The 24,999-nt window shown below is 65.6% G+C and carries 22 protein-coding genes; 9 read left to right on the top strand and 13 right to left on the bottom strand.

Annotated features, from left to right (window positions below):
• Positions 1 to 384 precede the first annotated feature (384 nt).
• The 3 genes from V8683_RS22100 (at position 385) to V8683_RS22090 (ending at position 2,599) form a co-directional block, all read left to right on the top strand.
• Entirely contained in the window at positions 385 to 1,608 is a 1,224-nt protein-coding gene (locus tag V8683_RS22100) for a ribonucleotide-diphosphate reductase subunit beta (RefSeq protein WP_411188468.1), read from the top strand.
• 93 nt (positions 1,609 to 1,701) lie between these two features.
• Positions 1,702 to 2,028: a hypothetical protein gene (locus V8683_RS22095; RefSeq protein ID WP_411188469.1), complete on the top strand. Its 327-nt coding sequence runs from the start codon at positions 1,702 to 1,704 to the stop codon at positions 2,026 to 2,028.
• Positions 2,029 to 2,056: 28 nt separating this feature from the next.
• On the top strand, positions 2,057 to 2,599 hold the full coding sequence (locus V8683_RS22090) for a histone H1-like DNA-binding protein (protein ID WP_411188470.1): 543 nt from the start codon (positions 2,057 to 2,059) through the stop codon (positions 2,597 to 2,599).
• A 263-nt stretch (positions 2,600 to 2,862) separates the two neighbouring features.
• On the opposite strand, the gene V8683_RS22085 is transcribed toward V8683_RS22090, so the two are convergent.
• The 10 genes from V8683_RS22085 to V8683_RS22040 all read right to left on the bottom strand — a co-directional run bounded on the left by V8683_RS22085 (position 2,863) and on the right by V8683_RS22040 (position 10,983).
• Positions 2,863 to 3,339: an outer membrane lipoprotein gene (locus V8683_RS22085; protein ID WP_411188471.1), complete on the bottom strand. Its 477-nt coding sequence runs from the start codon at positions 3,337 to 3,339 to the stop codon at positions 2,863 to 2,865.
• A 37-nt stretch (positions 3,340 to 3,376) separates the two neighbouring features.
• Positions 3,377 to 4,318 carry a carbohydrate kinase family protein gene (locus V8683_RS22080; RefSeq protein ID WP_411188472.1) on the bottom strand — a complete coding sequence of 314 codons (942 nt, stop codon included), beginning with the start codon at positions 4,316 to 4,318 and terminating at the stop codon, positions 3,377 to 3,379.
• Positions 4,319 to 4,413: 95 nt separating this feature from the next.
• Entirely contained in the window at positions 4,414 to 4,914 is a 501-nt protein-coding gene (tpx, locus tag V8683_RS22075; RefSeq protein WP_027794365.1) for a thiol peroxidase, read from the bottom strand.
• A gap of 105 nt (positions 4,915 to 5,019) precedes the next feature.
• Positions 5,020 to 6,165: a zinc-ribbon and DUF3426 domain-containing protein gene (locus V8683_RS22070; protein WP_411188473.1), complete on the bottom strand. Its 1,146-nt coding sequence runs from the start codon at positions 6,163 to 6,165 to the stop codon at positions 5,020 to 5,022.
• Positions 6,166 to 6,219: 54 nt separating this feature from the next.
• Positions 6,220 to 7,116 (bottom strand): 50S ribosomal protein L11 methyltransferase, encoded by an 897-nt coding sequence (gene prmA, locus V8683_RS22065; RefSeq protein ID WP_411188474.1) that lies wholly within the window; start codon positions 7,114 to 7,116, stop codon positions 6,220 to 6,222.
• Between the two features lie 3 nt (positions 7,117 to 7,119).
• A complete protein-coding gene (gene accC / locus V8683_RS22060) occupies positions 7,120 to 8,487 on the bottom strand; it encodes an acetyl-CoA carboxylase biotin carboxylase subunit (protein ID WP_411188475.1) in 1,368 nt (455 codons plus the stop codon).
• A 21-nt stretch (positions 8,488 to 8,508) separates the two neighbouring features.
• A complete protein-coding gene (gene accB / locus V8683_RS22055; protein ID WP_411188476.1) occupies positions 8,509 to 8,973 on the bottom strand; it encodes an acetyl-CoA carboxylase biotin carboxyl carrier protein in 465 nt (154 codons plus the stop codon).
• Between the two features lie 113 nt (positions 8,974 to 9,086).
• Positions 9,087 to 9,539, bottom strand: coding sequence for a type II 3-dehydroquinate dehydratase (aroQ, locus tag V8683_RS22050; RefSeq protein ID WP_411188477.1), 453 nt, complete (start codon positions 9,537 to 9,539; stop codon positions 9,087 to 9,089).
• Positions 9,540 to 9,732: 193 nt separating this feature from the next.
• On the bottom strand, positions 9,733 to 10,284 hold the full coding sequence (locus V8683_RS22045; RefSeq protein ID WP_411190491.1) for a TlpA family protein disulfide reductase: 552 nt from the start codon (positions 10,282 to 10,284) through the stop codon (positions 9,733 to 9,735).
• A gap of 51 nt (positions 10,285 to 10,335) precedes the next feature.
• Positions 10,336 to 10,983, bottom strand: a complete 648-nt coding sequence (locus V8683_RS22040; RefSeq protein ID WP_411188478.1) for a UDP-N-acetylmuramate--alanine ligase — start codon at positions 10,981 to 10,983, stop codon at positions 10,336 to 10,338.
• A 210-nt stretch (positions 10,984 to 11,193) separates the two neighbouring features.
• On the opposite strand from V8683_RS22040, the gene mpl reads away from it, so the two are divergent.
• The 5 genes from mpl to mtgA all read left to right on the top strand — a co-directional run bounded on the left by mpl (position 11,194) and on the right by mtgA (position 17,012).
• Complete coding sequence (gene mpl, locus V8683_RS22035) at positions 11,194 to 12,585, top strand: UDP-N-acetylmuramate:L-alanyl-gamma-D-glutamyl-meso-diaminopimelate ligase (RefSeq protein WP_411188479.1); 1,392 nt, start codon at positions 11,194 to 11,196, stop codon at positions 12,583 to 12,585.
• Positions 12,582 to 13,166 carry a YqiA/YcfP family alpha/beta fold hydrolase gene (locus V8683_RS22030; protein ID WP_411188480.1) on the top strand — a complete coding sequence of 195 codons (585 nt, stop codon included), beginning with the start codon at positions 12,582 to 12,584 and terminating at the stop codon, positions 13,164 to 13,166. The genes mpl and V8683_RS22030 overlap by 4 nt, the downstream gene beginning before the upstream one ends.
• Positions 13,167 to 13,297: 131 nt before the next feature.
• On the top strand, positions 13,298 to 15,406 hold the full coding sequence (locus V8683_RS22025) for a ribonuclease catalytic domain-containing protein (protein WP_411188481.1): 2,109 nt from the start codon (positions 13,298 to 13,300) through the stop codon (positions 15,404 to 15,406).
• Positions 15,403 to 16,263 (top strand): shikimate dehydrogenase, encoded by an 861-nt coding sequence (gene aroE / locus V8683_RS22020; protein WP_411188482.1) that lies wholly within the window; start codon positions 15,403 to 15,405, stop codon positions 16,261 to 16,263. Before V8683_RS22025 ends, aroE begins: the two co-directional genes overlap by 4 nt.
• Positions 16,264 to 16,298: 35 nt before the next feature.
• Positions 16,299 to 17,012, top strand: a complete 714-nt coding sequence (gene mtgA / locus V8683_RS22015) for a monofunctional biosynthetic peptidoglycan transglycosylase (RefSeq protein ID WP_411188483.1) — start codon at positions 16,299 to 16,301, stop codon at positions 17,010 to 17,012.
• An 81-nt stretch (positions 17,013 to 17,093) separates the two neighbouring features.
• Here mtgA and queF read toward each other — a convergent pair whose 3' ends face one another.
• Genes queF through ilvA form a run of 3 tightly spaced genes read right to left on the bottom strand, consistent with a single transcriptional unit; the run spans position 17,094 to position 20,482 of the window.
• Entirely contained in the window at positions 17,094 to 17,924 is an 831-nt protein-coding gene (gene queF, locus V8683_RS22010; RefSeq protein WP_411188484.1) for an NADPH-dependent 7-cyano-7-deazaguanine reductase QueF, read from the bottom strand.
• On the bottom strand, positions 17,921 to 18,871 hold the full coding sequence (locus tag V8683_RS22005; protein ID WP_411188485.1) for a 5'-nucleotidase: 951 nt from the start codon (positions 18,869 to 18,871) through the stop codon (positions 17,921 to 17,923). The genes queF and V8683_RS22005 overlap by 4 nt, the downstream gene beginning before the upstream one ends.
• Positions 18,872 to 18,901: 30 nt before the next feature.
• A complete protein-coding gene (ilvA, locus tag V8683_RS22000) occupies positions 18,902 to 20,482 on the bottom strand; it encodes a threonine ammonia-lyase, biosynthetic (protein WP_411190492.1) in 1,581 nt (526 codons plus the stop codon).
• Between the two features lie 464 nt (positions 20,483 to 20,946).
• Here ilvA and V8683_RS21995 point away from each other — a divergent pair, with 464 nt between their 5' ends.
• Positions 20,947 to 24,990 carry a DUF3683 domain-containing protein gene (locus tag V8683_RS21995; RefSeq protein WP_411188486.1) on the top strand — a complete coding sequence of 1,348 codons (4,044 nt, stop codon included), beginning with the start codon at positions 20,947 to 20,949 and terminating at the stop codon, positions 24,988 to 24,990.
• Positions 24,991 to 24,999 lie beyond the last annotated feature (9 nt).

The following is a 24,999-nucleotide window of genomic DNA, read 5'->3' as shown; positions in this document are numbered from 1 at the left end:
AGTGCAGGGCGGCGCGTGCGATGCGCGTCGCCTGTTTCGAATCCCGTCTGTCGCATCGCGCGCGACGGATTCTCACCGACACGCAGGGCAGCCATGCCGCGATTCATACAAGAGGCTGGCGAGCAAGGCATCAGGAATCCCTGGCGTCTTCGCCGATGTACTCGGGACACGCAGCACGCAACGCAAATGCGGCTCACTCGAATCAAGTAACGACCTTCGAATGCGTCGTCATCGCATCGCTCATACGACGTGATCGACTCGCTGCAATCACAAAGTGTTGTATGCACGTCGCAACGCGATTCGAAAAAAGGAATTTTCGTGTGCGAACCCTTTTATCGCTCACGAAAAGATGGTACAAACCGATCTAAATTGATGGTGACATTTATGCTCAACTGGGATGACGAGAACACGGCCGTAACTCCGTCGAGCGGTGCGCAGCAAAACACGATGCGCAACCCCGCGGGATTCGCCGTCTCGAACGCCGACGTGCAGTTCGGTCAGCGTTTTGCTCCTCAGGTTTCCACGGCGGAGAACATCTTCTCCAGCGACTTCGCGGTTGCCCCGCCGCCGGCTGCGCCGGTGTCGTCCGAAGCGCGCGTGAATGTCGCCGACAAACGCATCATCAACGGCCAGACCGACGTCAATCAGCTGGTCCCGTTCAAGTACAAGTGGGCCTGGGAGAAATACCTGTCCGGTTGCGCGAACCACTGGATGCCGCAGGAAATCAACATGTCCCGCGACATCGCCCTGTGGAAGGATCCGAACGGCCTGACCGAGGACGAGCGCCGCATCGTCAAGCGCAACCTCGGCTTCTTCGTGACCGCCGACTCCCTCGCCGCGAACAACATCGTGCTGGGCACCTACCGCCACATCACGGCCCCCGAATGCCGCCAGTTCCTGCTGCGCCAGGCGTTCGAGGAGGCGATCCACACGCACGCCTACCAGTACATCGTCGAATCGCTGGGTCTGGACGAAAGCGAGATCTTCAACGCGTACCACGAGGTCAAGTCGATCCGCGACAAGGACGAGTTCCTGATCCCGTTCATCCAGACGCTGACCGATCCCGCCTTCAAGACAGGCACGACCGAAGCCGACCAGACGCTGCTCAGGTCGCTGATCGTGTTCGCCTGCATCATGGAAGGCCTGTTCTTCTATGTCGGCTTCACGCAGATTCTCGCGCTGGGCCGCCAGAACAAGATGACCGGCGCAGCGGAGCAATACCAGTACATCCTGCGCGACGAGTCCATGCACTGTAACTTCGGCATCGACCTCATCAACCAGATCAAGCTCGAGAACCCGCACCTGTGGACTCCCACATTCCGTGCGGAGATCGCTGATCTGTTCCGCAAGGCCGTGGACCTCGAATACCGTTACGCCGAAGACACCATGCCGCGCGGCGTGTTGGGTCTGAACGCGGCGATGTTCAAGAGCTATTTGCGCTTCATCTGCAACCGTCGTTGCCAGCAGATCGGACTCGATCCGCTGTTCCCGAACGAAGAGAACCCGTTCCCGTGGATGAGCGAGATGATCGACTTGAAGAAGGAGCGTAACTTCTTCGAGACGCGCGTAATCGAATATCAGACGGGCGGTGCGTTGTCCTGGGAGTGAGCCGGGCGCACTGCGGATCAAGTCTTTTGGGGTTGCCGGCCGCGCCACGCGATGCGCGAGTGCCGGCTGGATGATTAGGAGCAGGAACGCCTGATGCAAAGCCTGGCCGGAGCCTTGGCGGCTCATCGATATGACCGGCACTTTGCGAACCCTTCAGAGGGATGGGCAAACTTCCCCCCGGAAAAAGGCGCGGGCCCCACGCATCGTGGCCCCCGCGCCCTCAACGAACGTTGGCCGGTGTCGGTATCCGACGCCGGGTTGACCTGGCGCGCTGTGCCCGAAGGCACGGCGCGCCTTACCGCATTCATTAGCGTAAGCGCGCGGGATCAGCGTACGCCGATGAATAGCCCGCTTCGTAGCGTGCGCCCTGAGAAGCGTTTGCGGGAAGCGGGTTTTGACGAAGGGTGTTGTTTGAACTGACTCTCATCTGAACTTGAAGGAGAAGAAAATGGCACTTGCCAAGAAGAAACCGGCGGCGAAGAAGGCCGCAGTGAAGAAGGCTGCACCGGCCAAGAAGGCTGCTGCGAAGAAGGTTGCAGTCAAGAAGGTCGCAGCGAAGAAAGTCGCCGTGAAGAAGGTTGCTGCGAAGAAGGCAGCACCGGCGAAGAAGGCCGCAGCGAAGAAGGTTGCAGCCAAGAAGGTCGCGGTGAAGAAGGTTGCTGCGAAGAAGGCAGCACCGGCGAAGAAGGCCGCGGCGAAGAAGGTTGCAGCCCGCAAGGTCGCGGTGAAGAAGGTTGCCGCGAAGAAGGCCGCACCGGCGAAGAAGGCTGCCGCGAAGAAGGCCGCGCCTGCGAAGAAGGCTGCCGCGAAGAAGGCGCCTGCGAAGAAGGCTGCCGCGAAGAAGGCTGCCAAGAAAGCGCCTGCGAAGAAGGCTGCCGCTGCCGCGCCTGCTGCCCCCGCTGCTGCACAACCGGCCGCGCCGGCAGCAACGGTGAAGACGGCGCTGAACCCGGCTGCAGCATGGCCGTTCCCGACCGGCAGCCGTCCGTAATACGCAGTACCAGGCGAGGCGCGCGGCGTGCGTGCCTCGCAGTTCGGCCAGCCTCGAGGCAATTTCGAGGTCCGAACGTGATCCCGTCGGCGGGCTTGCCCGTGGCGGGATTTTTTTCGTCTTGCCCTTGGGGCCTGCCTCCGTCCTGTTTGCTCGCTGGTCAGGCGCGGCGCATGAAAAAAGGCGCATGCACAGGGGAGCGCATGCGCCTGAGGTTCCGCTTATGGCGCGAGGCGCCGCCGCGGTACAGGGGAAAACCGGCTTTAGTGGGTGACCCGGGTCACGCCACCGCTTGAGAGCAGGCGCACGCGGTCGCCTGCGTTGAAGACCTCGCCCGTGGCGCTTTGTGTGATCGCACGCAGGTCGCCGTTGTCGAGCTGCACCGTGATCTCGAGGCCATCGCGCATCGCGACGCCGTTCTCGATCGCGTTGCCGGCCACGGCGCCCGCAATGCCGCCGATGATGCCCGTCACGATCGAACCCGTTCCGCCGCCGATCTGGCTACCCGCCACGGCGCCCAGCGCGCCGCCGCCGATGGCGCCAAGTCCGCTAGGCTGCCCGTTGTTGGAACTGATCTTCACTGCGCGTACGCTCTCGACTGTGCCCATGCGGACCGTTTGCTCGCGCTGCGCCTGCGACGCCGTGTAGACGTCGGCGGAACTGCTGTTATATGCGCAGCCCGACATCGCGAGCGAACCCGCGATCGCGGCTGCCGCAATCAGACAACTTGTTATTTTCATTCCCGTAGCTCCCAAAGGCCCCCCGTCGGGCCTCGGCTCATTTCGGCAGCTCGTACCCGAACGCTGCCTTGAACCGTTCATTGATTTGCACCCGCGTGGGCGCGTAGTTCTGCGGACCCTGGTGTTCGATCTTGAGCGCGCCCATCAGGCTTGCGAGCCGCCCGGTGGTTGCCCAGTCGAGGCCGTTCTCGATGCCATAGAGCAGGCCGCCGCGGAACGCGTCGCCGCAACCGGTCGGATCCAGCACACGTTCGGCCTGCACCGCAGGAATTTCTTCGATGCTGCCGCTGTGATAGATCTGCGATCCGTGCTCGCCGCGCGTGACGATCAGCGCGTCGACCTTGCTGGCGATCTCGTCGAACGACCAGCCGGTGCGATGGCTGACAAGATTGGCTTCGTAGTCGTTGACCGCGACATAGGTCGCAAGTTCAATCGCACGGCGCAGCGAAGCGCCGTCGAAGAGCGGCAGGCCCTGGCCCGGATCGAAAACGAAGGGCGTGCCGGCGCTGGCGAACTGTTCGACGTGCTGGACCATGCCGTCGAAGCCGTCCGGTGCGACGATGCCGAGCTTGATGCCGGGCGCTTCGTCGGCGCGGTTCAGGTGCGACTGCATCATCGCGCCCGGGTGGAATGCCGTGATCTGGTTGTTTTCGAAGTCCGTCGTGATCATCGCCTGCGCCGACCAGGTGTCGGGCAGCACGCGCACGTGCGCCTTCGAGAGGCCTAGCGTGTCGAGGCGCTCGATATAGGGCTGGGCGTCGGCGCCGCCGAGCGTTGCCATGATGCGCGCGTCGCCGCCGAGCAGATGCAGTGCGTAGGCGATGTTGCCGGCGCAGCCGCCGAACTCGCGGCGCATCGTCGGCACGAGGAAGCTCACGTTCAGGATATGCACCTGCTCCGGCAGGATGTGCTCCCGAAAGCGACCCTCGAAGGTCATGATGTTGTCGTAGGCGAGCGAGCCGCAGATCAGCGTAGCCAAGGCTGGGTTCCTGTAATGCGTAAAGTAAGAAGCGGGAAAAAGCGGGAGAGAAGCAGGAAAGACAGGCGCGCGCCGCAGCGCGCGCGAACGCCGGATTACTTCAGGGCTGCGAGGGCAGCGTCGTAGTTCGGTTCGTTCTTGATTTCGCCCACGCGCTCGGCGTAGACGACATTGTCGTTCGCGTCGAGCACGACCACCGCGCGCGCGGTGAGGCCGGCGAGCGGGCCGCTCGTCACGTCCACGCCGTAGGCCTGGGCGAAGTCATGGCCGCGGAACGTCGAGGCCGTGACGACGTTTTCGATGCCTTCGGTCGAGCAGAAGCGCGAAGCGGCGAACGGCAGGTCGCCCGAGACGACCACGACGACCGTGTTGTCGAGCTTGCCGGCGCTTTCATTGAACTTGCGCGTCGAGGTGGCGCAGACCGGCGTGTCGAGGCTCGGGACGATGTTCAGCACCTTGCGCTTGCCGGCGAAGTCGGCGAGCGAGACGGGCTTCAGATCCTTGCCGACGAGCGAGAACGCCGGCGCCTTCTGGCCGACCGACGGAAACGTGCCTGCGACGTCGATCGGGTTACCACCCAGCGTAACTTGACTCATGATGTGCTCTCCGGGAATTCATAGTGTGGTGAGAGGCGCGTCCGGTCATCCGGACACAGGGAACGCGCGGGCCGCCCGCAGACGGCGCCGCAAACGAAACGGGCATCAAGGATAGAAGATCTCGATGCGGAAGTTCGACGCAACCACGCTGCCGGTATCGAGCCGCACGATCATCGTCTGCGTGGTGCGCGCGGGCAGGCCGGCGTCGACGCGCGTGCCGGGCGGGACATAGTCCTGCGGCCACAGCACGCGGCGCACGACCACGTTGTTCTGGCGGTCGAGCAGTGTGAGCTCGATGGCCGGGTACGCGAGCGCCACGCTGAAATGATTGCGTAGCGGCACCTTCAGTTCGAGATGGTGAGGATCGTCGACCTGGCGCAGATCGGACGGCTCTACCTGCAGGCCGTCGATGTCGCGCGGCGGCTGCACGCGGCAGCCGAGCTGCTCGCAGGCCTCTACGTAGAGCGGCTGCGAGCCGGGCCAGTAGACCATCACGGTTTCGCGCAGCCACCACGCGAGCTGGGCACCCAGCAAAGCCAGCAGCACGATCGCGAGCAAGCCCCCCAGGATGCGCCAGCCGGTGCGGCGCGGCGCTCGCGCGGGCGCTTCCCGCGTCACGGCGAAGGGCTCGGCGCCGTCGTTCGGCGAGAGCGCGCCAAACGCGGGCGCGGCTGCCGCTGCGGCAGGACTGCGCGAGAACACCGGTTCGGGATCGTTCACCGCAGCGGCCGAAGCTTCGTTCGCCGAAAGGGTGGGCTCGGTGAGGTCGGGTTCGACGCGGCGCCATTGAGCGGCTGGCTCGTCACGCGTGGAAGGTGCCGCGAGCGTGGGCTCGTCGTAGTGCCCGGCATCCGACTCGACGCCGGGCGTGACCGCGGGCGCTGCCCCGGCGCGCGGCAGGTGGTCGGCGTTGTATTGCAGGCCAGGGTCGATGCGACTGTCGGCACGCGGTGCCCACGGATCCCATGCGCTGGCCGAGAAATCGGGTGCGACCGGTGCTGCCGAGGCGTGTGAGGGAAAGTCGGGCGGAGCGGCAGAGGGCGCGGGTGCGAACAGGCCCGCTGCGATATCGGCGCCGACAGGCACGGCGCTTGCGAAATCGCCGCCCTCGGCCAGTTCGAACAGGCTGCCCGACGCGTCGAACGTTTCCCTGCAATGACCGCAGCGCACGAGGCCGCGGCGCGCGGCAAGCTGCGCGGGCTGAACACGGAAGACGGTTTCGCAGAAAGGGCAGCGCGTTGCCAGGAGCATGTGGGCCGGGACCGGGAGGTTGGCGATACCCGCCATTCTACTGGCAATCCGCGGCTAGCCGCGCCGCGTACCCGCGAGGCAGACCCAGCCTTCGTGCTCGCGCCATACCGCGATGTCGATCCAGCGTTCGTACACCCGGGCGACTTCCTCGGCCTGGCGCGCGAGGATGCCCGAGAGCGCCAGGCGCCCGCCCGGCTTCACGCGCGAAGAGAGCATCGAGGCCATCAGCTTGAGCGGATTCGAGAGGATGTTCGCGACGACGATGTCGAACTCGCCCGGAGGGCAGTCGTCCGGCAGGCCATAGGTGACATCGGCATGATTGCGCGCGCTGTTATGGCGTGCCGATTCGACGGCCTGCGGGTCGATGTCGATGCCGATCACGGGGGCGGCGCCGCACTTCTTCGCGAGGATCGCGAGGATGCCCGAGCCGCAGCCATAGTCGAGCAGAGAAAGACCCGGCTTCACGTGCTCTTCGAGCCATTCCATGCACAGGCGCGTGGTGGGGTGGCTGCCGGTGCCGAAGGCGAGACCGGGGTCGAGTTCGAGCACGAGCGCGTCGGGATCGGGCGCGTCGTGCCACGACGGCACGACCCAGATGCGTTTGCCGATCGGGATCGGCTCGAACTGGGATTGTGTGAGGCGCACCCAATCCTGTTCCTCGACTTCGCGCAGCGAGAACTTCGGCGTCTCGGCGAGGCCGAGTTCGTTCGAAGCGGCCGCGAGCAGCACGGCCGGATCCTGGTCGTCGCCGATCAGCGCAATCACGCGCGAATGCTGCCACGCGGTGCGCTCGGGCGTGAGCCCGGGCTCGCCGAAGAGCGGCTGCTCGTCGGGCGTGTCGGCGTCGGCGTCTTCCACCGACACCGACAGCGCGCCGAGCTCGATCAGCGCGTCGGAGAGTTCTTCCGCGCGGTCTCGTTCAAGCTCGACGATCAGTTCCCGATAGCTCATGAATTACGCTTCGTCCTTCTTTACAGCCTGACGTTCGGCCAGACGGCTTTCGAGGTAGTGAATGCTCGTGCCGCCTTCGACGAACTTCGCGTCGAGCATCAGCTCGCGGTGCAGCGGAATGTTGGTCGAAATGCCTTCCACCACCATTTCCGAGAGCGCGATGCGCATGCGCTGAATCGCCTGCTCGCGCGTCGCGCCGTAGGTGATCAGCTTGCCGATCATCGAATCGTAGTTCGGCGGCACGAAATAGCCGTTGTAGGCGTGCGAGTCGACGCGCACGCCAGGACCGCCCGGCATGTGCCACGACGTGAGGCGCCCCGGCGACGGCGTGAACTTGAACGGATCTTCGGCGTTGATACGGCACTCGATCGCGTGGCCCTTCAACTGGATATCGCGCTGGCGGAACGAGAGCTTCTCGCCGGCCGCAATGCGGATCTGTTCCTGCACGATGTCAATGCCGGTGATCAGCTCCGTGACCGGATGCTCGACCTGCACGCGCGTGTTCATCTCGATGAAGTAGAACTCGCCGTTCTCATACAGGAATTCGAACGTGCCCGCGCCGAGGTAGCCCATCTTCTTGCAGGCGTCGGCGCAGCGGTCGCCGATGCGGTCGAGCAGGCGGCGCGCGATGCCCGGCGCCGGCGCTTCTTCGATCACCTTCTGGTGGCGGCGCTGCATCGAGCAGTCGCGCTCGCCGAGCCACACGGCGTTCTTGAACGAGTCCGCGAGCACCTGAATCTCGATGTGGCGCGGGTTCTCGAGGTACTTCTCCATGTAGACCTGCGGGTTGCCGAAGGCGCGGCCCGCTTCTTCCCTGGTCATGTTGACCGCGTTCACGAGCGCCGCTTCCGTGTGCACCACGCGCATGCCGCGACCGCCGCCGCCGCCTGAAGCCTTGATGATGACGGGGTAGCCGATCGTGCGCGCGATCTTCACGATTTCTTTCGGATCGTCGGGCAGTGCGCCTTCCGAGCCCGGCACGCACGGCACGCCGGTCTTGATCATCGTCTGCTTCGCCGTGACCTTGTCGCCCATCATGCGGATCGTTTCCGGGCGCGGGCCGATGAACGTAAAGCCCGATTGCTCGACGCGCTCGGCGAAGTCCGCGTTTTCGGAGAGGAAGCCGTAGCCGGGGTGGATCGCCTCGGCGTCGGTGACCTCGGCCGCGCTGATGAGCGCCGGCATGTTGAGGTAGCTCAGGTTCGACGGAGCCGGGCCGATGCAGACCGCCTCGTCGGCGAGCTTCACGTACTTGGCTTCCTTGTCGGCTTCCGAATAGACGACGACCGTCTTGACGCCGAGCTCGCGGCAGGCGCGCTGGATACGGAGCGCGATTTCGCCGCGATTGGCAATGAGGATTTTTTCAAACATGGTGGGTATGCGCCCCCGGCCTTAGGCGATCACGTACAGCGGCTGACCGTATTCGACGGCCTGGCCGTTGTCGACGAGGATCTCCTTGACCACGCCGGCCACGTCCGACTCGATTTCGTTGAGCAGCTTCATCGCTTCGATGATGCACAGCGTCTGGCCTTCCTTGACCGTGTCGCCGACCTGGACGAACGGATCGGCGCCCGGCGACGGTGCGCGGTAGAACGTGCCGACCATCGGCGAGGTCACGACGTGGCCTTGCGGAACGGCCGGTGCGGCAGCGGCGGGGGCGGCCGCTTCGGGGGCGTGGCCGGACGCCGCGAGCGGAGCCATGGCCGGGGCGGCGTACTGGGCCGGCGCCGGCTGCACGTAAACCGGTGGCGCATTCTTGACGATACGCACCTTGCCTTCGCCCTCAGTGACTTCGAGTTCCGAGATACCCGATTCGGAGACGAGGTCGATCAGAGTCTTCAGCTTACGTAGATCCATGGTGCAGCCCCTTTGAATACGTGAGGTGCCGGGGCGCGAGCCCCGGCACGGGATTGGTGTTGTCTGTCTTGCTGTCCGAATGCGTCGGCTGGCTCACCCGCGCGATCCGCGAATCAGCCGCGCTTGCCGGCGGCGAGCCGGTCGAGCGCGTATTCGAGGGCGTACAGATAGCCCTTCCAGCCGAGGCCGCAGATGACGCCCTCGGCCTGGTCGGAGAAATACGAGTGATGCCGAAAGGTCTCGCGGCGATGCACGTTGGACAGGTGAATCTCGACGAACGGAATGCCGACGCCAGCCAGTGCGTCCCGGATCGCCACGCTGGTATGCGTGTATGCCGCCGGGTTGATCAGGATGAAGTCGGTTTGCTCGGCACGGGCGGCCTGGATGCGGTCGACGAGGGCGCCTTCGTGATTGCTCTGGAAGGTCGCCAGATCGACGCCTGCGTCCGCGGCGCGGTCGGCCAGCGCCTGATCGATCTGCGGGAGCGTCACGCGCCCATACACCTCGGGTTCCCGGGTGCCGAGAAGATTGAGGTTGGGGCCGTGCAGAACCAGCAGTCGCGTCATGGTCGCTTCATTTCCGTGGAGTTGCGCGAACTTTATCGCCGATTAGAGAAATTTGTCTAGTTTTCCGAGCGGGTGATATGACCCTGACTCTGCCCGAAACCCGGCGGAATCGTGGATCTTCCGTCAAAAGCTGTAAATTCTGCGACAAAAATAGCAATACGGGTGTTAAGTTCCGGTCAAATATTCCACGGCGTCAAAGTGCGTCAAGGGTTCGGCGAAGCTCGTCCGGCTTGATTTGGCCTAATTTTGTCGCGCGTACGTTGCCGTTCGCATCGATTACGACCGTGTAAGGCAGGCCGCCGGCCGTGTTGCCGAACGCGCGGGCAACGTCGGCGCCGCCGAAGCCGGCGACATAGACGGGGTAGTCCACGTGCACTTTCTGGAGGAAGGTCTTGATGTTCGCGCTCGAATCGACGCCAAGGCCGACGAACTGGATGCCCTTCTTCGCGTACTCGCGCTGCAGCGCCGAGAGTTCCGGCATCTCCTCGACGCACGGACCGCACCACGAAGCCCAGAAGTTCACCACGATCGGCCGGCCCTTGTAGAGCGCGAGCGACTGGGGCTTGCCGTCGGGCGTCGTGACGGCCGCCGTCCAGAGCTGGCCGACGGCGTCCTGCTTGCCCGAGACCGACGCCGCATCGGCCGTGCCGGTATCGCCGCCGTTGGCCCAATGTCCCGCCAGAATGCCGCCGCCGGCGGCCACCGCCGCTACTGCGAGGCCGGCCAGAATCCGCTTCGTGTTCATCGCTGCGCTTTTCAGTTGATCGTGCTGGTTGAATGAAGGGTGAAACATGGCTCAGGAAGCCGCACCGCCGCTTTCGTCGCTTTGGTCGATCAAGGCCCGCAGTGCCTGCGCATTCGCGCGTGCGAGGCGCCCGCGCGCGTCGGCACGCACGGCGCCGCGCAAGTCGTCGGTATCGTAGAGCGCGACGTGGATGCCTACCGGCTCCCCGTCACGCGAAGCCTTGTAGATGAAGCTCAATGTTTCCACGTAACCGCGCGCGGCGAAGTGGCGGGTCTCCGATACGTCGTACTGCACATTCGCATTCAGGAACCAGATGGCGACGTCTTTGGGGTTGTCGCAAAAGATCTGCAAATGGATGTCGGAGTGCTCGCCCGCCGTGCCGTTGAGCACCGCACCCGTCACGAACGGGTTGAAGGCTTCGAGCCGCTTCATCCAGTCGAGCGCGATCTCGCGCAGGTGCCGCAGCACCGCCGGCTGGCTTTCTCCCTGAAACAGGGCCTGATACTCGCGGATCTCTTCTTCGATCTGGTCGTTATCGGGCAGCCAGGTGCCTTCGATGCGCGTTTCCCCCACGACCTGCCGTGCTGCCTTGCGCTTGGCCGTTGCGTAGTCGAGGCCATCCTCGGCGATCATCCGTGCTGCCGCGATGGCGATTTCCTCGCGCACGCGTTGCGGATCGAAATGTGATCTGCGAACCATCCTCGAATCATACTAGAGAATGTCCCCGGGCCTTCGCGGTGCAAGGCGCCGGGCCCGGGCCCTTGCGCCGAAAACGCGCGGGGCGCCTCGGGTACAATATCGCTCTTTGCTTCGGCGGCGCACGCCGCCGTCTTCGCGCCTCCCGATTCCGGCAACCCCCCGGCAACCCCGATAACCCGTTTTCCGGCGCCCATGCGGCGCGCAAGGCTTATGCACATCCATATCCTCGGCATCTGCGGTACGTTCATGGGCGGTCTCGCCGTGCTCGCGCGCAGCGCGGGCCACACCGTGACCGGCTGCGACGCGGGGGTGTACCCGCCGATGAGCACCCAGCTCGAAGCGCAGGGCATCCGCCTGATCGAGGGCTACGACGCGAGCCAGGTCGAACTGAATCCCGATCTCTATGTGATCGGCAACGTCGTCTCGCGCGGCAATCCGCTGATGGAGGAGATCCTCGATCGCGGCCTGCCGTATACGTCCGGGCCGCAGTGGCTGGGCGAGCATGTGCTGCGCGACAAGTGGGTGCTCGCGGTGGCGGGCACGCACGGCAAGACCACCACGAGCTCGATGCTCACGTGGCTGCTGGAGGACGCCGGCCTGAATCCCGGTTTTCTGATCGGCGGGGTGCCGCTCAATTTCGGCGTGTCGGCGCGGCTCACCGATTCGAGCTTCTTCGTGATCGAAGCCGACGAGTACGACACGGCCTTCTTCGACAAACGCTCGAAGTTCGTCCACTACCGGCCGCGCACGGCCGTGCTGAACAACCTCGAATACGATCACGCCGATATCTTTCCCGATCTCGCCGCCATCGAGACGCAGTTCCATCACCTCGTGCGCACGATCCCCGGTGTCGGCCGCATCGTGACGAACGGGCGCTCGGACGCGCTCGAACGCGTGCTCACGCGCGGCGTATGGAGCGAAGTCGAGCGCTTTGGCGTGGCGGGCGGCTGGCAGGCGCTGCCGGCCGAGGACGGCGTGCCCGTCGACGAGCGTTTCGCGGTTTATCACAGCAGCGAGCGCGTGGGCGTGGTGGACTGGCAGATTCAGGGCGAGCACAACCGTCAGAACGCGCTCGCGGCGATTGCGGCCGCGCGCAGTGTCGGCGTGCCGCCTGCGCAGGCCGCCCAGTCGCTTTCGGGTTTTCGCAACGTGAAGCGCCGCATGGAAGTGCGCGGCAGCGTGGACGGCGTGACCGTCTACGACGATTTCGCGCATCATCCCACCGCGGTCGAGACGACGATCGCCGGCCTGCGTACGCGTGTAGGACGCGACAACACCCGCATCCTCGCCGTACTGGAGCCGCGCTCGAACACGATGAAGCTCGGCGTGATGAAGGCCCAGTTGCCCGCGAGTCTCGCCGACGCCGATCTCGTGTTCGGCTATGGTGCGCAGGCCGGCAAGGACGCGCTCGGCTGGGATCTCGCGGGCGCGCTGGCGCCGCTTGGCGAGAAGGCGCATGCGTTCCACGACCTCGACGCCTTGGTGAACGCGGTGGTGGCCGCCGCCCGCCCCGGCGACCAGGTGCTCGTCATGAGCAACGGCGGCTTCGGTGGCGTGCATCAGAAGTTGCTGGACGCGCTCTCGGCACGGAGTGCCGCGTGATCGTCTATCTGCACGGCTTTCGCTCGTCGCCGCAGTCGTTCAAGGCGCGGCTGCTCGCGGCGCGCCTCGACGTTCTGGGGCGTGCCGGCGAATGGCTCTGCCCGACGCTTCCGGTCTCGCCGCTTGCGGCGATCGCACTGGCCGAGCACGAAATCGGCGAGCGAGCCGGGCGTTTGCAGCCGGACGAGCGCGTCACGCTGATCGGCAGTTCGCTCGGCGGCTATTTCGCGACGCATCTCGCCGAAAAGCACGGCTGGCGCGCCGTGCTGCTCAATCCGGCCGTGGTGCCGGACCGCGATCTCTCGAAGTATCTGGGCGAGCAGCCGCTCTGGCATGGCGGCGGCAACATCGTCGTCGAACCGCGCCATCTGGACGAGTTGCGCACGCTGGCGGTCGCGCACGTGACGCGTCCCGAGCGCTACTGGCTGATAGCCGCCACCGGCGACGAGGTGCTCGACTATCGCGAAATGCTCGCGCACTACGCGGGCGTGCCCACGCGGCTGATCGAGGGCAGCGACCACGGCATCAGCGAATTCGCCGACTATGTCGACGACGTGATCGCATGGTGCGATACGCCCTGACGCAGGGGTTCATCTTCGGGCTGACCCGTTAGCAGGCATCGCGCCGCGCGCGCGAACGTCTATATGTATACAGCAGTACCGTCACGCCACACGGTTTTGGCGGTCGAAGCAAGTCTGAACGAGAGTATTGAGTGAACGTTTTCTTTGAGGAATCGGGCAGTTTCAAGGCCGGCAGCGTGCTGGCGCGCCAGGGTGATGCGTTTCAGGTCGAGTTGCCCGGCGGCCGCCGCGCGAAGGTGCGCGCGAAGGACGTGCTGATCGAGTTCGAGAAGCCCACCGCCGCAGATCTGATGGAACAGGCGGATGCGGCCGCGCAGGAGATCGACCTCGGTTTCCTGTGGGAATGCGCGCCTGCCGACGAATTTGCGTTTACGGCGCTCGCCGCCGAGTATTTCGGCGAGGCCTCGGGCCCCGTCGAACGGGCTTCGCTCGTGCTCTGCCTGCATGGCTCGCCCGTTTATTTCCGCCGCAAAGGGCGCGGCCAGTACCAGCGCGCTCCCGAAGAGCAGTTGAAGATGGCGCTCGCGTCGCTTGAACGCAAGCGCCAGCAGGCGCTCGTGCAGGCCGGCTACGAGGAAGAGCTGAAGGCGGGCAAGCTGCCGGAGGCGTTCCAGGGCAAGGCGCTGGGCCTCCTCACGAAGCCCGACAAGAATACGATCGAGTACAAGGCGCTCGAAGCCGCGGCGGCGGCGCGCGGCATTTCGATGCCGCGCCTGATGCTCGAATGCGGCGGCATTGCGTCGCCGCGCGCGCTGCACGAGGCTCGCTTTCTCGCCGAGTTCTTTCCGCACGGCACCGGTTTCCCGCCCGTGCAGGTGGGCTCGCTGCCCGACGATCTGCCCGAGGCGCACGTCGAGGCGTTCTCGATCGACGACGTCACGACCACCGAAATCGACGACGCGTTCTCGATCGAGCCTCTCGCCGACGGCCGCGTGCGCATTGGTATCCACATCGCCGCGCCGGCGCTCGGCATCCAGCGCGGCGACATGGCGGACACGATCGCGCGCACGCGTCTTTCGACGGTCTACATGCCCGGCGACAAGATCACGATGATGCCCGACGACTTCGTCGATGCGTTCACGCTCAAGGAAGGCGGACTGCGTCCGGCGCTCTCGCTCTACAGCATCGTGAACCGCGAGACGCAGGAGATCGTCGCGAGCGAAACGCGCGCCGAGCGCGTGTTCGTGAAGAACAACCTGCGCCACAACACGCTCGACGAACTCGTCACGGAAGAAACGCTTGCGGCCGGTACGGGCGAGTATCCGCACAAGGACGACATCGCCGTGCTGTGGCCGTTCGCGCAGGCGCTCTTCGAAAAGCGCCAGCAGGCGCGGGCCGGCTATGGCCTGCGCCGCGAGGTGCAGCGCAACACCGACTTCAACTTCTACGTGGACGGCGAGCATGTCACGATCACGCCGCGCCGCCGCGGCTCGCCGCTCGACATGATCGTGGCGGAGCTGGCGATTCTGGCGAACTCGACGTGGGGCGCGTTCCTGCACGACCACGGCGTGCCGGGCATCTATCGCTCGCAGCGCGCGTTCGGCGCGCCGAGCGGCCCGAAGCGCACGCGCATGCAGACCTCGGCCGCGCCGCACGAAGGGCTGGGCGTTTCGCAGTATGCGTGGAGCACTTCGCCGCTGCGTCGCTATGTCGACCTCGTGAACCAGTGGCAACTGCTCGCTTGCGTGGAGCATGGCGTGACGGCGAAGCTCGCCGCGCCGTTCAAGCCCAAGGACGCCGACCTGTTCGCCGTCGTGCAGGGCTTCGACGAGACCTACACCGCCTACGCCGATCATCAGCGCCGCATGGAGTACTTCTGGTGCCTGCGCTGGCTCCAGCAGGAAAACCGCCGCGAGTTCGCCGCAACCGTTATCAAGGACGACCTCGTGCGCTTCGAGGAAGTGCCGCTCATCATGCACGTGCCCGCGCTCGGCGTGCATGCGCGCGGCACGCGCGTGCTGCTCGAAGTGATGTCGATCGACGAGCTGACCATCGAGGCTTCGGTGCGCATGCTGCGCGTGCTCGATGCGCCGGTCGTGACGAGCGGCGCCGAAGCGGAGGAGAGCGAGGACGAAGAGGTGATCGAGTCCGCTGACCCGTCGGCGGAAAGCGAAGCCGAGGCGCTGGCCGAATCGGATGCGCCTGCCGCGGAGGGCGAGTCCGAAGCGAGCGGCGATCCGGACGGCGAAACGCCCCAGCAAGCGCCGGGCGTGCAGCATGCGGCGGAGACCGGCGAATGAGCACGGTTTCCGCTCAGGTCGATCGTTACGCGGTGGTCGGCAACCCGATCGCACATAGCAAGTCGCCGTTCATCCATGCGCAGTTCGCGCAGCAGACCGGCGAGCGTGTCGAATATGGGCGGCTGCTCGCGCCGCTCGATGGCTTCGTTGCCGAGGTGAGCGCGTTCAACGCGGCCGGTGGCCGGGGCCTCAACGTGACGGTGCCGTTCAAGCTCGAAGCGTACGCGCTCGCGCAGCGGCTCTCTCCGCGCGCGGCGGCGGCGGGTGCGGTGAACACGCTGCGCTTCGACGCCGACGGCATCTTCGGCGATAACACCGACGGCTTCGGCCTCGTGCGCGATATCGAGTCGAATCTCGGCGTCGCGCTGAAGGGCGCGCGCGTGCTGCTGCTCGGCGCGGGCGGGGCGGCGCGCGGCGTCGTGCTGCCGATGCTCGAACGCGGCCCGCGCGAGATCACCATCGTGAACCGCACGGCCGCGAAGGCGCATGAGCTGGTCGAGCAATTCGCGCCGGCTGCTGCCGAGGCGGGATGCGTCATCCAGGGCGGCGGCCCGCAGACGGTCGAACCGACGCCCTATGACGTGATCGTCAACGCGACGGCGGGCAGCCTCGACGCCTCGCTGCCCGAATGCGACGAGCGCGCGTTCGGCACGGGCACGCTCGCCTACGACATGATGTACGGCGCGCAGCCCACGGTGTTCATGCGTCACGCCCAGACGCTCGGCGCACGCGCGGCGGACGGGCTTGGCATGCTGGTCGAGCAGGCCGCGGAATCGTTCTACGTGTGGCGCGGCGTGCGCCCCGACAGCGCGCCGGTGCTGGCCGCGCTGCGCGCGCAGCTCGCGGCGCAGGCCTGACACCCATGGTGGCGCGCCGCGCGCGAGGACGCACGATGCCTGGCCGCGAAGCCGCAACGCGACCGGGCGCTTTGCGCTGGCTGGCCTACGCGGGCGCGGTCTTCGCGATCGCCTGGGTTGCGCTGCAGGCTTATTACTTCGTGCAGATCGCGCTCTGGAATATCGTCGATCCGCAATCGACGGCGTTCATGCGCACCGACGAAGGACGGCTCGGCGCCGAGTACCCGATCCAGCATCAGTGGGTGCCGTACGACCAGATCTCGCGCAATCTCAAACGCGCCATCATCGCGTCCGAGGACGCGAACTTCGTCAATAACAACGGCTACGAAACCGACGCCATCCTGCAGGCGTGGGAAAGGAACAAGCAGCGCGGCCACATCGTGCGCGGCGGGTCCACGATCTCGCAGCAACTCGCCCGCAACCTGTTTCTTTCTCGCGAGAAGAGCTATATCCGCAAGGGGCAGGAGCTCATCATCACGTGGATGCTGGAGACGCTGCTCGACAAGGAGCGCATCTTCGAGATCTATCTGAATTCGGTGGAGTGGGGCAATGGCGTCTACGGCGCCGAGGCCGCGGCGCATTACTACTACCGCACGTCGGCGTCGAAGCTCACGGCCTGGCAGGCGGCGCGGCTGGCGGTGATGCTGCCGCGTCCGAAGTACTTCGACGAGCATCGCAATTCGCCGTATCTCGCGCAGCGCGCGTCCGTGATCGCGCGGCGCATGGGCGCTGCCGAACTGCCGCACTGACCGGCGTAAAAAAAGCGCCGGGCCGGGTGGGCGATTCCCCAACGACTGCCGCGGCGCTTCCTTCCTGGATGGCTCTCGTCTTTACTGCCGCGCGAGCCGCGCGTTATCGGGCATGGGCACGTTGTAGTTGGTGCGGAACGGATTGATGTCGAGCCCGCCGCGGCGCGTGTAGCGCGCATAGATCGCGAGGCGGTCCGGCTTGCACGCGTTCAGGATGTCCACGAACATGCGCTCCGCGCATTGCTCATGGAAGCCCGTGTGATTGCGGTACGAGATGATGTAGCGCAACAGGCCCGCCTGGTCGATCTGCGGCCCCACGTAGTGGATCTGCACGCTGCCCCAGTCGGGCTGGCCCGTCACCGGGCAATTCGACTTCAGCAGGTTCGAGACCAGTGTTTCCTCGACCGGCGCTTCGTCGAACGCGGCGGTGAGGAGCGACGCGTCGGGATGATAGACCTCCGCATCCAGATCGAGGCGGTCGAGCGAGAGTCCGTCGAACTCCTCGAACGGGATCTTGCCGAACGCGCTCGGCTGTTCGAGCCGCACCGATACCGACGCGCCGCAGGCAGCCGTGACATCGCGCTTGAGCGTGTCGCGCACCGCCTCGACCGAATCGACCCGGGTCTGCGCGAACGAGCCCAGATAGAGCTTGAACGACTTCGATTCGACGATGTTCGGCGAATCGGCGGGGATGAAGAACGTCGCGATGGCGATCTGCGGCTTGCCGCGCGCGTTGAGCCACGAAAGCTCGTAGGCGTTCCAGATATCGGTGCCGAAGAAGGGCAGTTGCGCGCCGATGCCGATGCCGATCGCTTCGCGCGCACCGGCGCGCGGGATCGGGAACAGCAGCGAGGCGTCGTACTGTTCGGTGTAGGTGGCGGGTTTGCCGAGCGGAGAGTGTTCGGGAGTCATGATGTGCTGCTGGTTACGGTTGCTTCCGGCACGGTGGCCGGTGGTACGACATTCGCCACGCCGCTCGCGACATGTCCGGTCGCCGTGACCGAGCGGGCCGATTCGCAGTGGCGGATCTGGTCGTCGAAGAAAAAGTCGGGTTCGAACTCGCGCAGGAACGGGCCTTTGTCGAGTCCGCCGAGGAACATCGCTTCGTCGATTTCGATGTTCCAGGCCATGAGCGTACGGATCGCGCGCTCGTGCGCCGGCGCCGAACGCGCGGTGACGAGCGCCGTGCGGATGCGCATCTGCGCATTGGCGTCCGCGAGTTTCTGCAGGCGGTTCAACGCTTCGAGCAGTGGCTTGAGCGGGCCTTGTGCGAGCGGCAGGTCGCGGTTGTCGCGCTCGTGGCTCACGAAAGCCGTAAGACCCTCGTGCTGGAAGATCTGCTCGGCTTCGTCGGAAAACAGCACGGCATCGCCGTCGAACGCGATGCGAATCTCGTTCGCGTTGCGTCCCGCCATTGTCGCCGATTCAGGAAAAACGCGCGCGGCCGGGAAGCCGGCAGCGAGCGCGCCGCGCACGTCGTCCTGATTGGCGGAAAGAAAGAGCGACGCGTTCAGCGGCTTCAGGTAGGCCCACGGCGCACGGCCGCGCGTGAACACGCCGCGCTGGATCTCGTCGAGCCCATGCTCGCGGCACGAGCTGAAGGTGCGCAGGCCGCTGATCGGATCGCTGCGCGAGAGGATCACCACCTCGACGTGATGCGAGCCGTTGTTCAGCGCAAGCAGCTTGCGGATCAGCGCATAGGCGACGCCGGGCTGCGCGGGCACGGTGAGCCGCTCGCGCTGGAGGGCTTCGTAGGCGGCGAGATTGCCGTCCTCGAAGACGCGGTTTTCCTCTTCGAAATCGAAGAGCGCGCGCGAGGAGACCGCGACCACGAGTTTGTCGGAGAGCGAAACGCTCACTTGTGCTGACCTTTGATGTTTGGTTTGCGTTTAAGCCAGGAACAACCGGTACGCCGGATTCTGCGTCTCTTCCCAGTGCGGGTAGCCGAGCGTGGCGAGGAAGCGCCGGAACTCCGCGTCGTCCGCCGCCGGCACCTGGATGCCCACCAGGATCGAACTGTAGTCCGCCCCCTGGTTGCGGTAGTGGAACAGGCTGATGTTCCACTCCGGCGCCATCGACGACAGAAAGCGCATCAGCGCCCCCGGGCGCTCCGGAAACTCGAAGCGGAAGAGGCGCTCGTCGTGCGCCAGCGGCGAGCGTCCGCCCACCATGTAGCGGATGTGCTGCTTCGAGAGCTCGTCGCCCGTCAGGTCCACCGTCGGGAAGCCATGCGAGACGAACGCCTGCGCGATCTGCTCCGACTCGCCCCGGTTGCGGATCTGCACCCCCACGAAGATGTGCGCGCGCTCCGCGTCGTCGATGCGGTAGTTGAACTCCGTCACGCTGCGCGTGCCCACCAGCTCGCAGAAGCGTTTGAAGCTGCCGCGCTCCTCCGGAATCGTCACCGCGAACACCGCCTCGCGCGCCTCGCCCACCTCCGCGCGCTCGGCCACGAAACGCATGCGGTCGAAGTTCATGTTCGCGCCCGAGGTCACCGCCACCAGCGTCTGCCCCCGGATGCCCTCGCGTTCCACGTACTGCTTGGTTGCCGCCACGGCCAGCGCCCCCGCCGGCTCCAGCACGCTGCGCGTGTCCTGGAACACGTCCTTGATCGCCGCGCACAGCGCGTCGGTATCCACCGTGATTACCTCGTCCAGATACGCGCGACACAGCCGGAACGTCTCCTCGCCCACCAGCTTGACCGCCGTGCCGTCCGAGAACAGCCCCACTTCCGTCAGCTCCACGCGCCGGCCCGCCGCCATCGACTGCGCCATCGCGCACGAGTCGTCGGTCTGCACGCCGATCACGCGGATCTCCGGGCGCACCGCCTTCACGTACGCCGCCACCCCCGCCGCGAGCCCGCCGCCGCCAATCGGCACGAAGATCGCATGAATCGGGGCCTGATGCTGGCTCAGGATCTCCATCGCCACCGTGCCCTGGCCGGCGATTACGTCCGGGTCGTCGAACGGGTGCACGAAGGTCAGGCCGCGTTCCTCCTGCAGGCGCACGGCGTGGGCGTAGGCGTCGCTGTACGACTCGCCCGCCTGCACGACTTCCACGGTCGGCCCACCGTGCGCGCGCACGGCATCGACCTTCACCTGGGGCGTGGTGACCGGCACGCAGATCACGGCCTTCACGCCGAGCTTCGCCGCCGAGAGCGCCACGCCCTGGGCGTGGTTGCCGGCCGAGGCGGTGATCACGCCGCGCTCGAGCTGCGCGGGCGTGAGCTGCGCCATCTTGTTGTAGGCGCCGCGCAGCTTGAAGGAGAACACGGGCTGGTTGTCCTCGCGCTTGAGCCAGACCGTGTTGGACAGGCGCACCGAGAGGTTCGGCGCGCGTTCGAGTTCGGTCTCGCGGGCCACGTCGTAGACGCGCGCGGTGAGGATTTTCTTCAGGTAATCGTCGTGGGAGGCCATGCGGGCGGGCGCCTGAGCGCGAGAGTCAACGAAATATGACGGGAAAACGTCAATGATAGCGCCAACGATGAGGGCGCTGGCGGACGCTCCGTCCTCATTCCCCGACCTTCCGGACGGCGAATTATTCCGTGCCGCGGTCGCGGTTCATCATTGGCCTTATCCGTCTCCGGGCTTACCGGACAGCGTCAGCGCACGGGCGGATCATGCGTTAAAATCCGGTTTTGATAACCAGGATCGGAAGATGCACTGGCAACCTCGGACAGCCCATTTGATGCCCGCGCGGCGCGAGACCCGCCCCGCGGCGCAGCGGCACATCCGTCACGCACGATCGTGTCGCGGAGTCTGAGCGCCGGGGAACCGTCGGCGTGAGTGCTGCCGCCGCAAAGTTTCCCCACCCTAAAGTCCGCAACCAGCCACAGGCGGACACGATTTCAGAATAGCGCCCCATGCGCCCCGTCAGCATCGGCCGGGCGGCTTGCCAGCCGCCGTGCGATGCTGACCCAAAGAGTCGTCCAACCATGAACGCACCTCAAGTTTTCGATCCTCACGGCGCCGCCACCGCCGTGGCCGCCGACATCGAACCGCGCCTGCGCGAGATTCCGTACAACTACACGTCCTTTTCGGATCGCGAAATCGTCATCCGCCTGCTCGGCGAGGAAGCTTGGGCCGCGCTTGCCGAACTGCGGGCGGAGCGCCGCACGGGCCGCTCGGCGCGCATGCTGTACGAAGTGCTTGGCGATATCTGGGTCGTGCGCCGCAATCCTTACCTGCAAGACGACCTGCTCGACAATCCCAAGCGTCGCGCGCTCCTGATCGAGGCGCTGAATCACCGTCTCGCCGAAATCGAGAAGCGCCGCCGCGCCGACCTGAGCCAGCACGGCGACGAAGCCGGCATGGACCGTTCCGCGCGCGTCGAGACGCTGGTGGCCGCCGCGCGCCGCGCGATCGATTCGTTCGCGAGCGAGTTCGAGAAGATGGCCGAGCTGCGCCGCCGCGCGACGAAGACGCTTGGCCGCTGCACGCAGAAGGACAACATCCGCTTCGACGGCCTCGCGCGCGTCTCGCACGTCACCGACGCCACGGACTGGCGCGTCGAATATCCGTTCGTGGTCCTGACGCCCGACACGGAAGAGGAAATCGCCGGTCTCGTGAAAGCCTGCTTCGAGCTGGGCCTCACGGTGATTCCGCGCGGGGGCGGCACGGGCTACACGGGCGGCGCCGTACCGCTTACCCCGTTCTCGGCCGTTATCAACACCGAAAAGCTCGAACAGCTCGGTCCGGTCGAGATGACCGAACTGCCGGGCGTCGACCGCAAGGTGCCCACGATCTACTCGGGCGCCGGCGTCGTCACGCGCCGCGTGACCGAGGCGGCCGAAGCCGCGGGCTTCGTGTTCGCGGTCGACCCCACTTCGCTCGACGCTTCGTGCATCGGCGGCAACGTCGCGATGAACGCGGGCGGCAAAAAGGCGGTGCTGTGGGGCACGGCGCTCGACAATCTCGCCTGGTGGCGCATGGTCGATCCCGAGGGCAACTGGCTCGAAGTCACGCGCCTCGACCACAACATGGGCAAGATTCACGACGTGGCCGTGGCGCGCTTCGAACTGAAATGGTTCGACGGCGAGCACGCGCCGGGCGAGAAGCTGCTGCGCACGGAATGGCTCGACATCGAGGGCAAGCGCTTTCGCAAGGAAGGCCTCGGCAAGGACGTCACGGACAAGTTCCTGGCCGGCCTGCCCGGCGTGCAGAAGGAAGGCTGCGACGGCCTCATCACGTCGGCGCGCTGGGTGCTGCACAAGATGCCCGCGCATACGCGCACCGTGTGCCTCGAGTTCTTCGGCCAGGCGCGCGAGGCGATTCCGAGCATCGTCGAGATCAAGGACTATCTCTTCGAAACTTCGAAGCAGGGCGGCGCGATCCTCGCCGGTCTGGAGCACCTCGACGAACGCTATCTGCGCGCCGTGGGCTATGCGACCAAGAGCAAGCGCAACGCGTTCCCGAAGATGGTGCTGATCGGCGACATCGTCGGCGACGACGCCGATGCCGTCGCGACCGCCACGTCGGAAGTCATTCGCATGGCCAACGGCAAGAGCGGCGAAGGCTTCGTGGCCGTGAGCGCCGAGGCCCGCAAGCGCTTCTGGCTCGACCGCAGCCGCACTGCCGCCATCGCGAAGCACACCAACGCGTTCAAGATCAACGAAGACGTCGTGATCCCGCTCAACCGCATGGGCGAGTACACGGACGGCATCGAGCGCATCAACATCGAGCTGTCGATCAAGAACAAGCTGCAGTTGCTCGACGCGCTCGAAGCATTCTTCAAGGCCGGCAATCTGCCGCTTGGCCGCAGCGACGACGCGAGCGAGATTCCGTCCGCGGAACTGCTCGAAGACCGCGTGCAGCAGGCGCTCGATCTGCTCAAGCGCGTGCGCGAGCGCTGGACCTTCGTCGGCGAAATGCTCGACATGTCGTTGCGCGAGGCGCAGCACTATCTCGTGCAGCTCGGCTACGAGGCGCTGGCGGAGAAGTTCGCCGACCGCGTCGACGCACAGCCCGAGGCCACCGTGTTCCACGTCACGCAGGACCGCACGGTGCGCATTTCGTGGAAGCAGGAGATCCGCGCGGAACTGCGCCAGATCTTCAACGGCGGCGCGTTCAAGCCGATCCTCGACGAAGCCCAGGCGATTCACAAGAAGGTGCTGCGCGGCCGCGTGTTCGTGGCGCTCCACATGCATGCGGGCGACGGCAACGTTCACACGAACATCCCGGTCAACTCGGACAACTACGAGATGCTGCAGGACGCCCACGCGGCGGTCGCGCGCATCATGAAGCTGGCTCGCTCGCTGGATGGCGTGATTTCCGGCGAACACGGCATCGGCATCACGAAGCTCGAATTCCTCACGGACGACGAGATCGCCGAGTTCCGCGCCTACAAGCAGCGTATCGATCCGCAGGGCCGCTTCAACGCGGGCAAGCTGCTCGACGGCGCCGACCTGCGCAACGCCTATACGCCGTCGTTCGGCCTGATGGGCTACGAGTCGCTGATCATGCAGCAGTCCGATATCGGCGCGATCGCCGAGTCGGTGAAGGACTGCCTGCGCTGCGGCAAGTGCAAGCCCGTGTGCGCGACGCACGTGCCGCGCGCGAACCTGCTGTACAGCCCGCGCAACAAGATCCTCGCGACCTCGCTGCTGGTCGAGGCTTTTCTGTACGAAGAGCAGACGCGCCGCGGCGTGTCGATCAAGCACTGGGACGAGTTCAACGACGTGGCCGACCACTGCACGGTCTGCCACAAGTGCGTGACGCCGTGCCCGGTCAAGATCGACTTCGGCGACGTGACGATGAACATGCGCAACCTGCTGCGCAAGATGGGCAAGAAGAAGTTCAACGCGGGCAACGCGGCGGGCATGTTCTTCCTCAACGCCACGAACCCGCAGACCATCAACCTCGCGCGCAACGCGATGATGGGCGTGGGCTACAAGGCGCAGCGCCTCGGCAACGACATCCTCAAGAAGGTCATCAGGAAGCAGACGGTGCGTCCGCCTGCCACCACGGGCCGGCCGCCCGTCGTGGAGCAGGTGATCCACTTCGTCAACAAGAAGATGCCGGGCAACCTGCCGAAGAAGACGGCGCGCGCGCTGCTCGACATCGAAGACAACAAGATCGTGCCGATCATCCGCAATCCGAAGGCGACGAATGTCGATTCGGAGGCGGTGTTCTACTTCCCGGGCTGCGGCTCCGAGCGTTTGTTCTCGCAGGTGGGTCTCGCCACCCAGGCGATGCTCTGGGAAGCGGGCGTGCAGACCGTGCTGCCGCCGGGCTATCTGTGCTGCGGTTATCCGCAGCGCGGCTCGGGGCAGTTCGATAAGGCCGAGAAGATCGTCACGGACAACCGGGTGCTGTTCCACCGCGTCGCCAACACGCTCAACTACCTCGACATCAAGACCGTGGTGGTGTCGTGCGGGACCTGCTACGACCAGCTCGCCGGTTATGAATTCGACAAGATCTTCCCGGGCTGCCGCATCATCGACATTCACGAGTTCCTGCTCGAGAAGGGCATCAAGCTCGACGGTGTCACGGGCACGCGCTACATGTACCACGACCCGTGCCACACGCCGATCAAGACCGTTGACCCGGTCAAGCTCGTCAACGAACTGATGGGCTCTGAACATGACGGTTACAGAATCGAAAAGAACGAGCGCTGCTGCGGCGAGTCGGGCACGCTGGCCGTGACGCGTCCCGATATCTCCACCCAGGTGCGCTTCCGCAAGGAAGAGGAGATCCGCAAGGGTGCGGCGAAATTGCGCGGCATTCCGCTCGTGGGCAACGCCAACGGCGTGCAGCCGGTGACGCCGCAGGAAGCGGGCGGGCAGGGCACGGCACAGGACGTCAAGATCCTGACGAGCTGCCCGTCGTGCCTCCAGGGGCTTTCGCGCTACAACGAGGACGCTGGCATCGAAGCCGATTACATCGTGGTCGAAATCGCCCGGCACGTTCTGGGCGAAAACTGGATGGCAGACTATGTCCAGAAGGCGAACAATGGCGGAATCGAGCGCGTGCTGGTTTAATGTCGGCGC

This window comes from Paraburkholderia sp. AV2, assembly GCF_054968425.1.
This window is presented reverse-complemented; position numbering and strand designations above follow the sequence as displayed.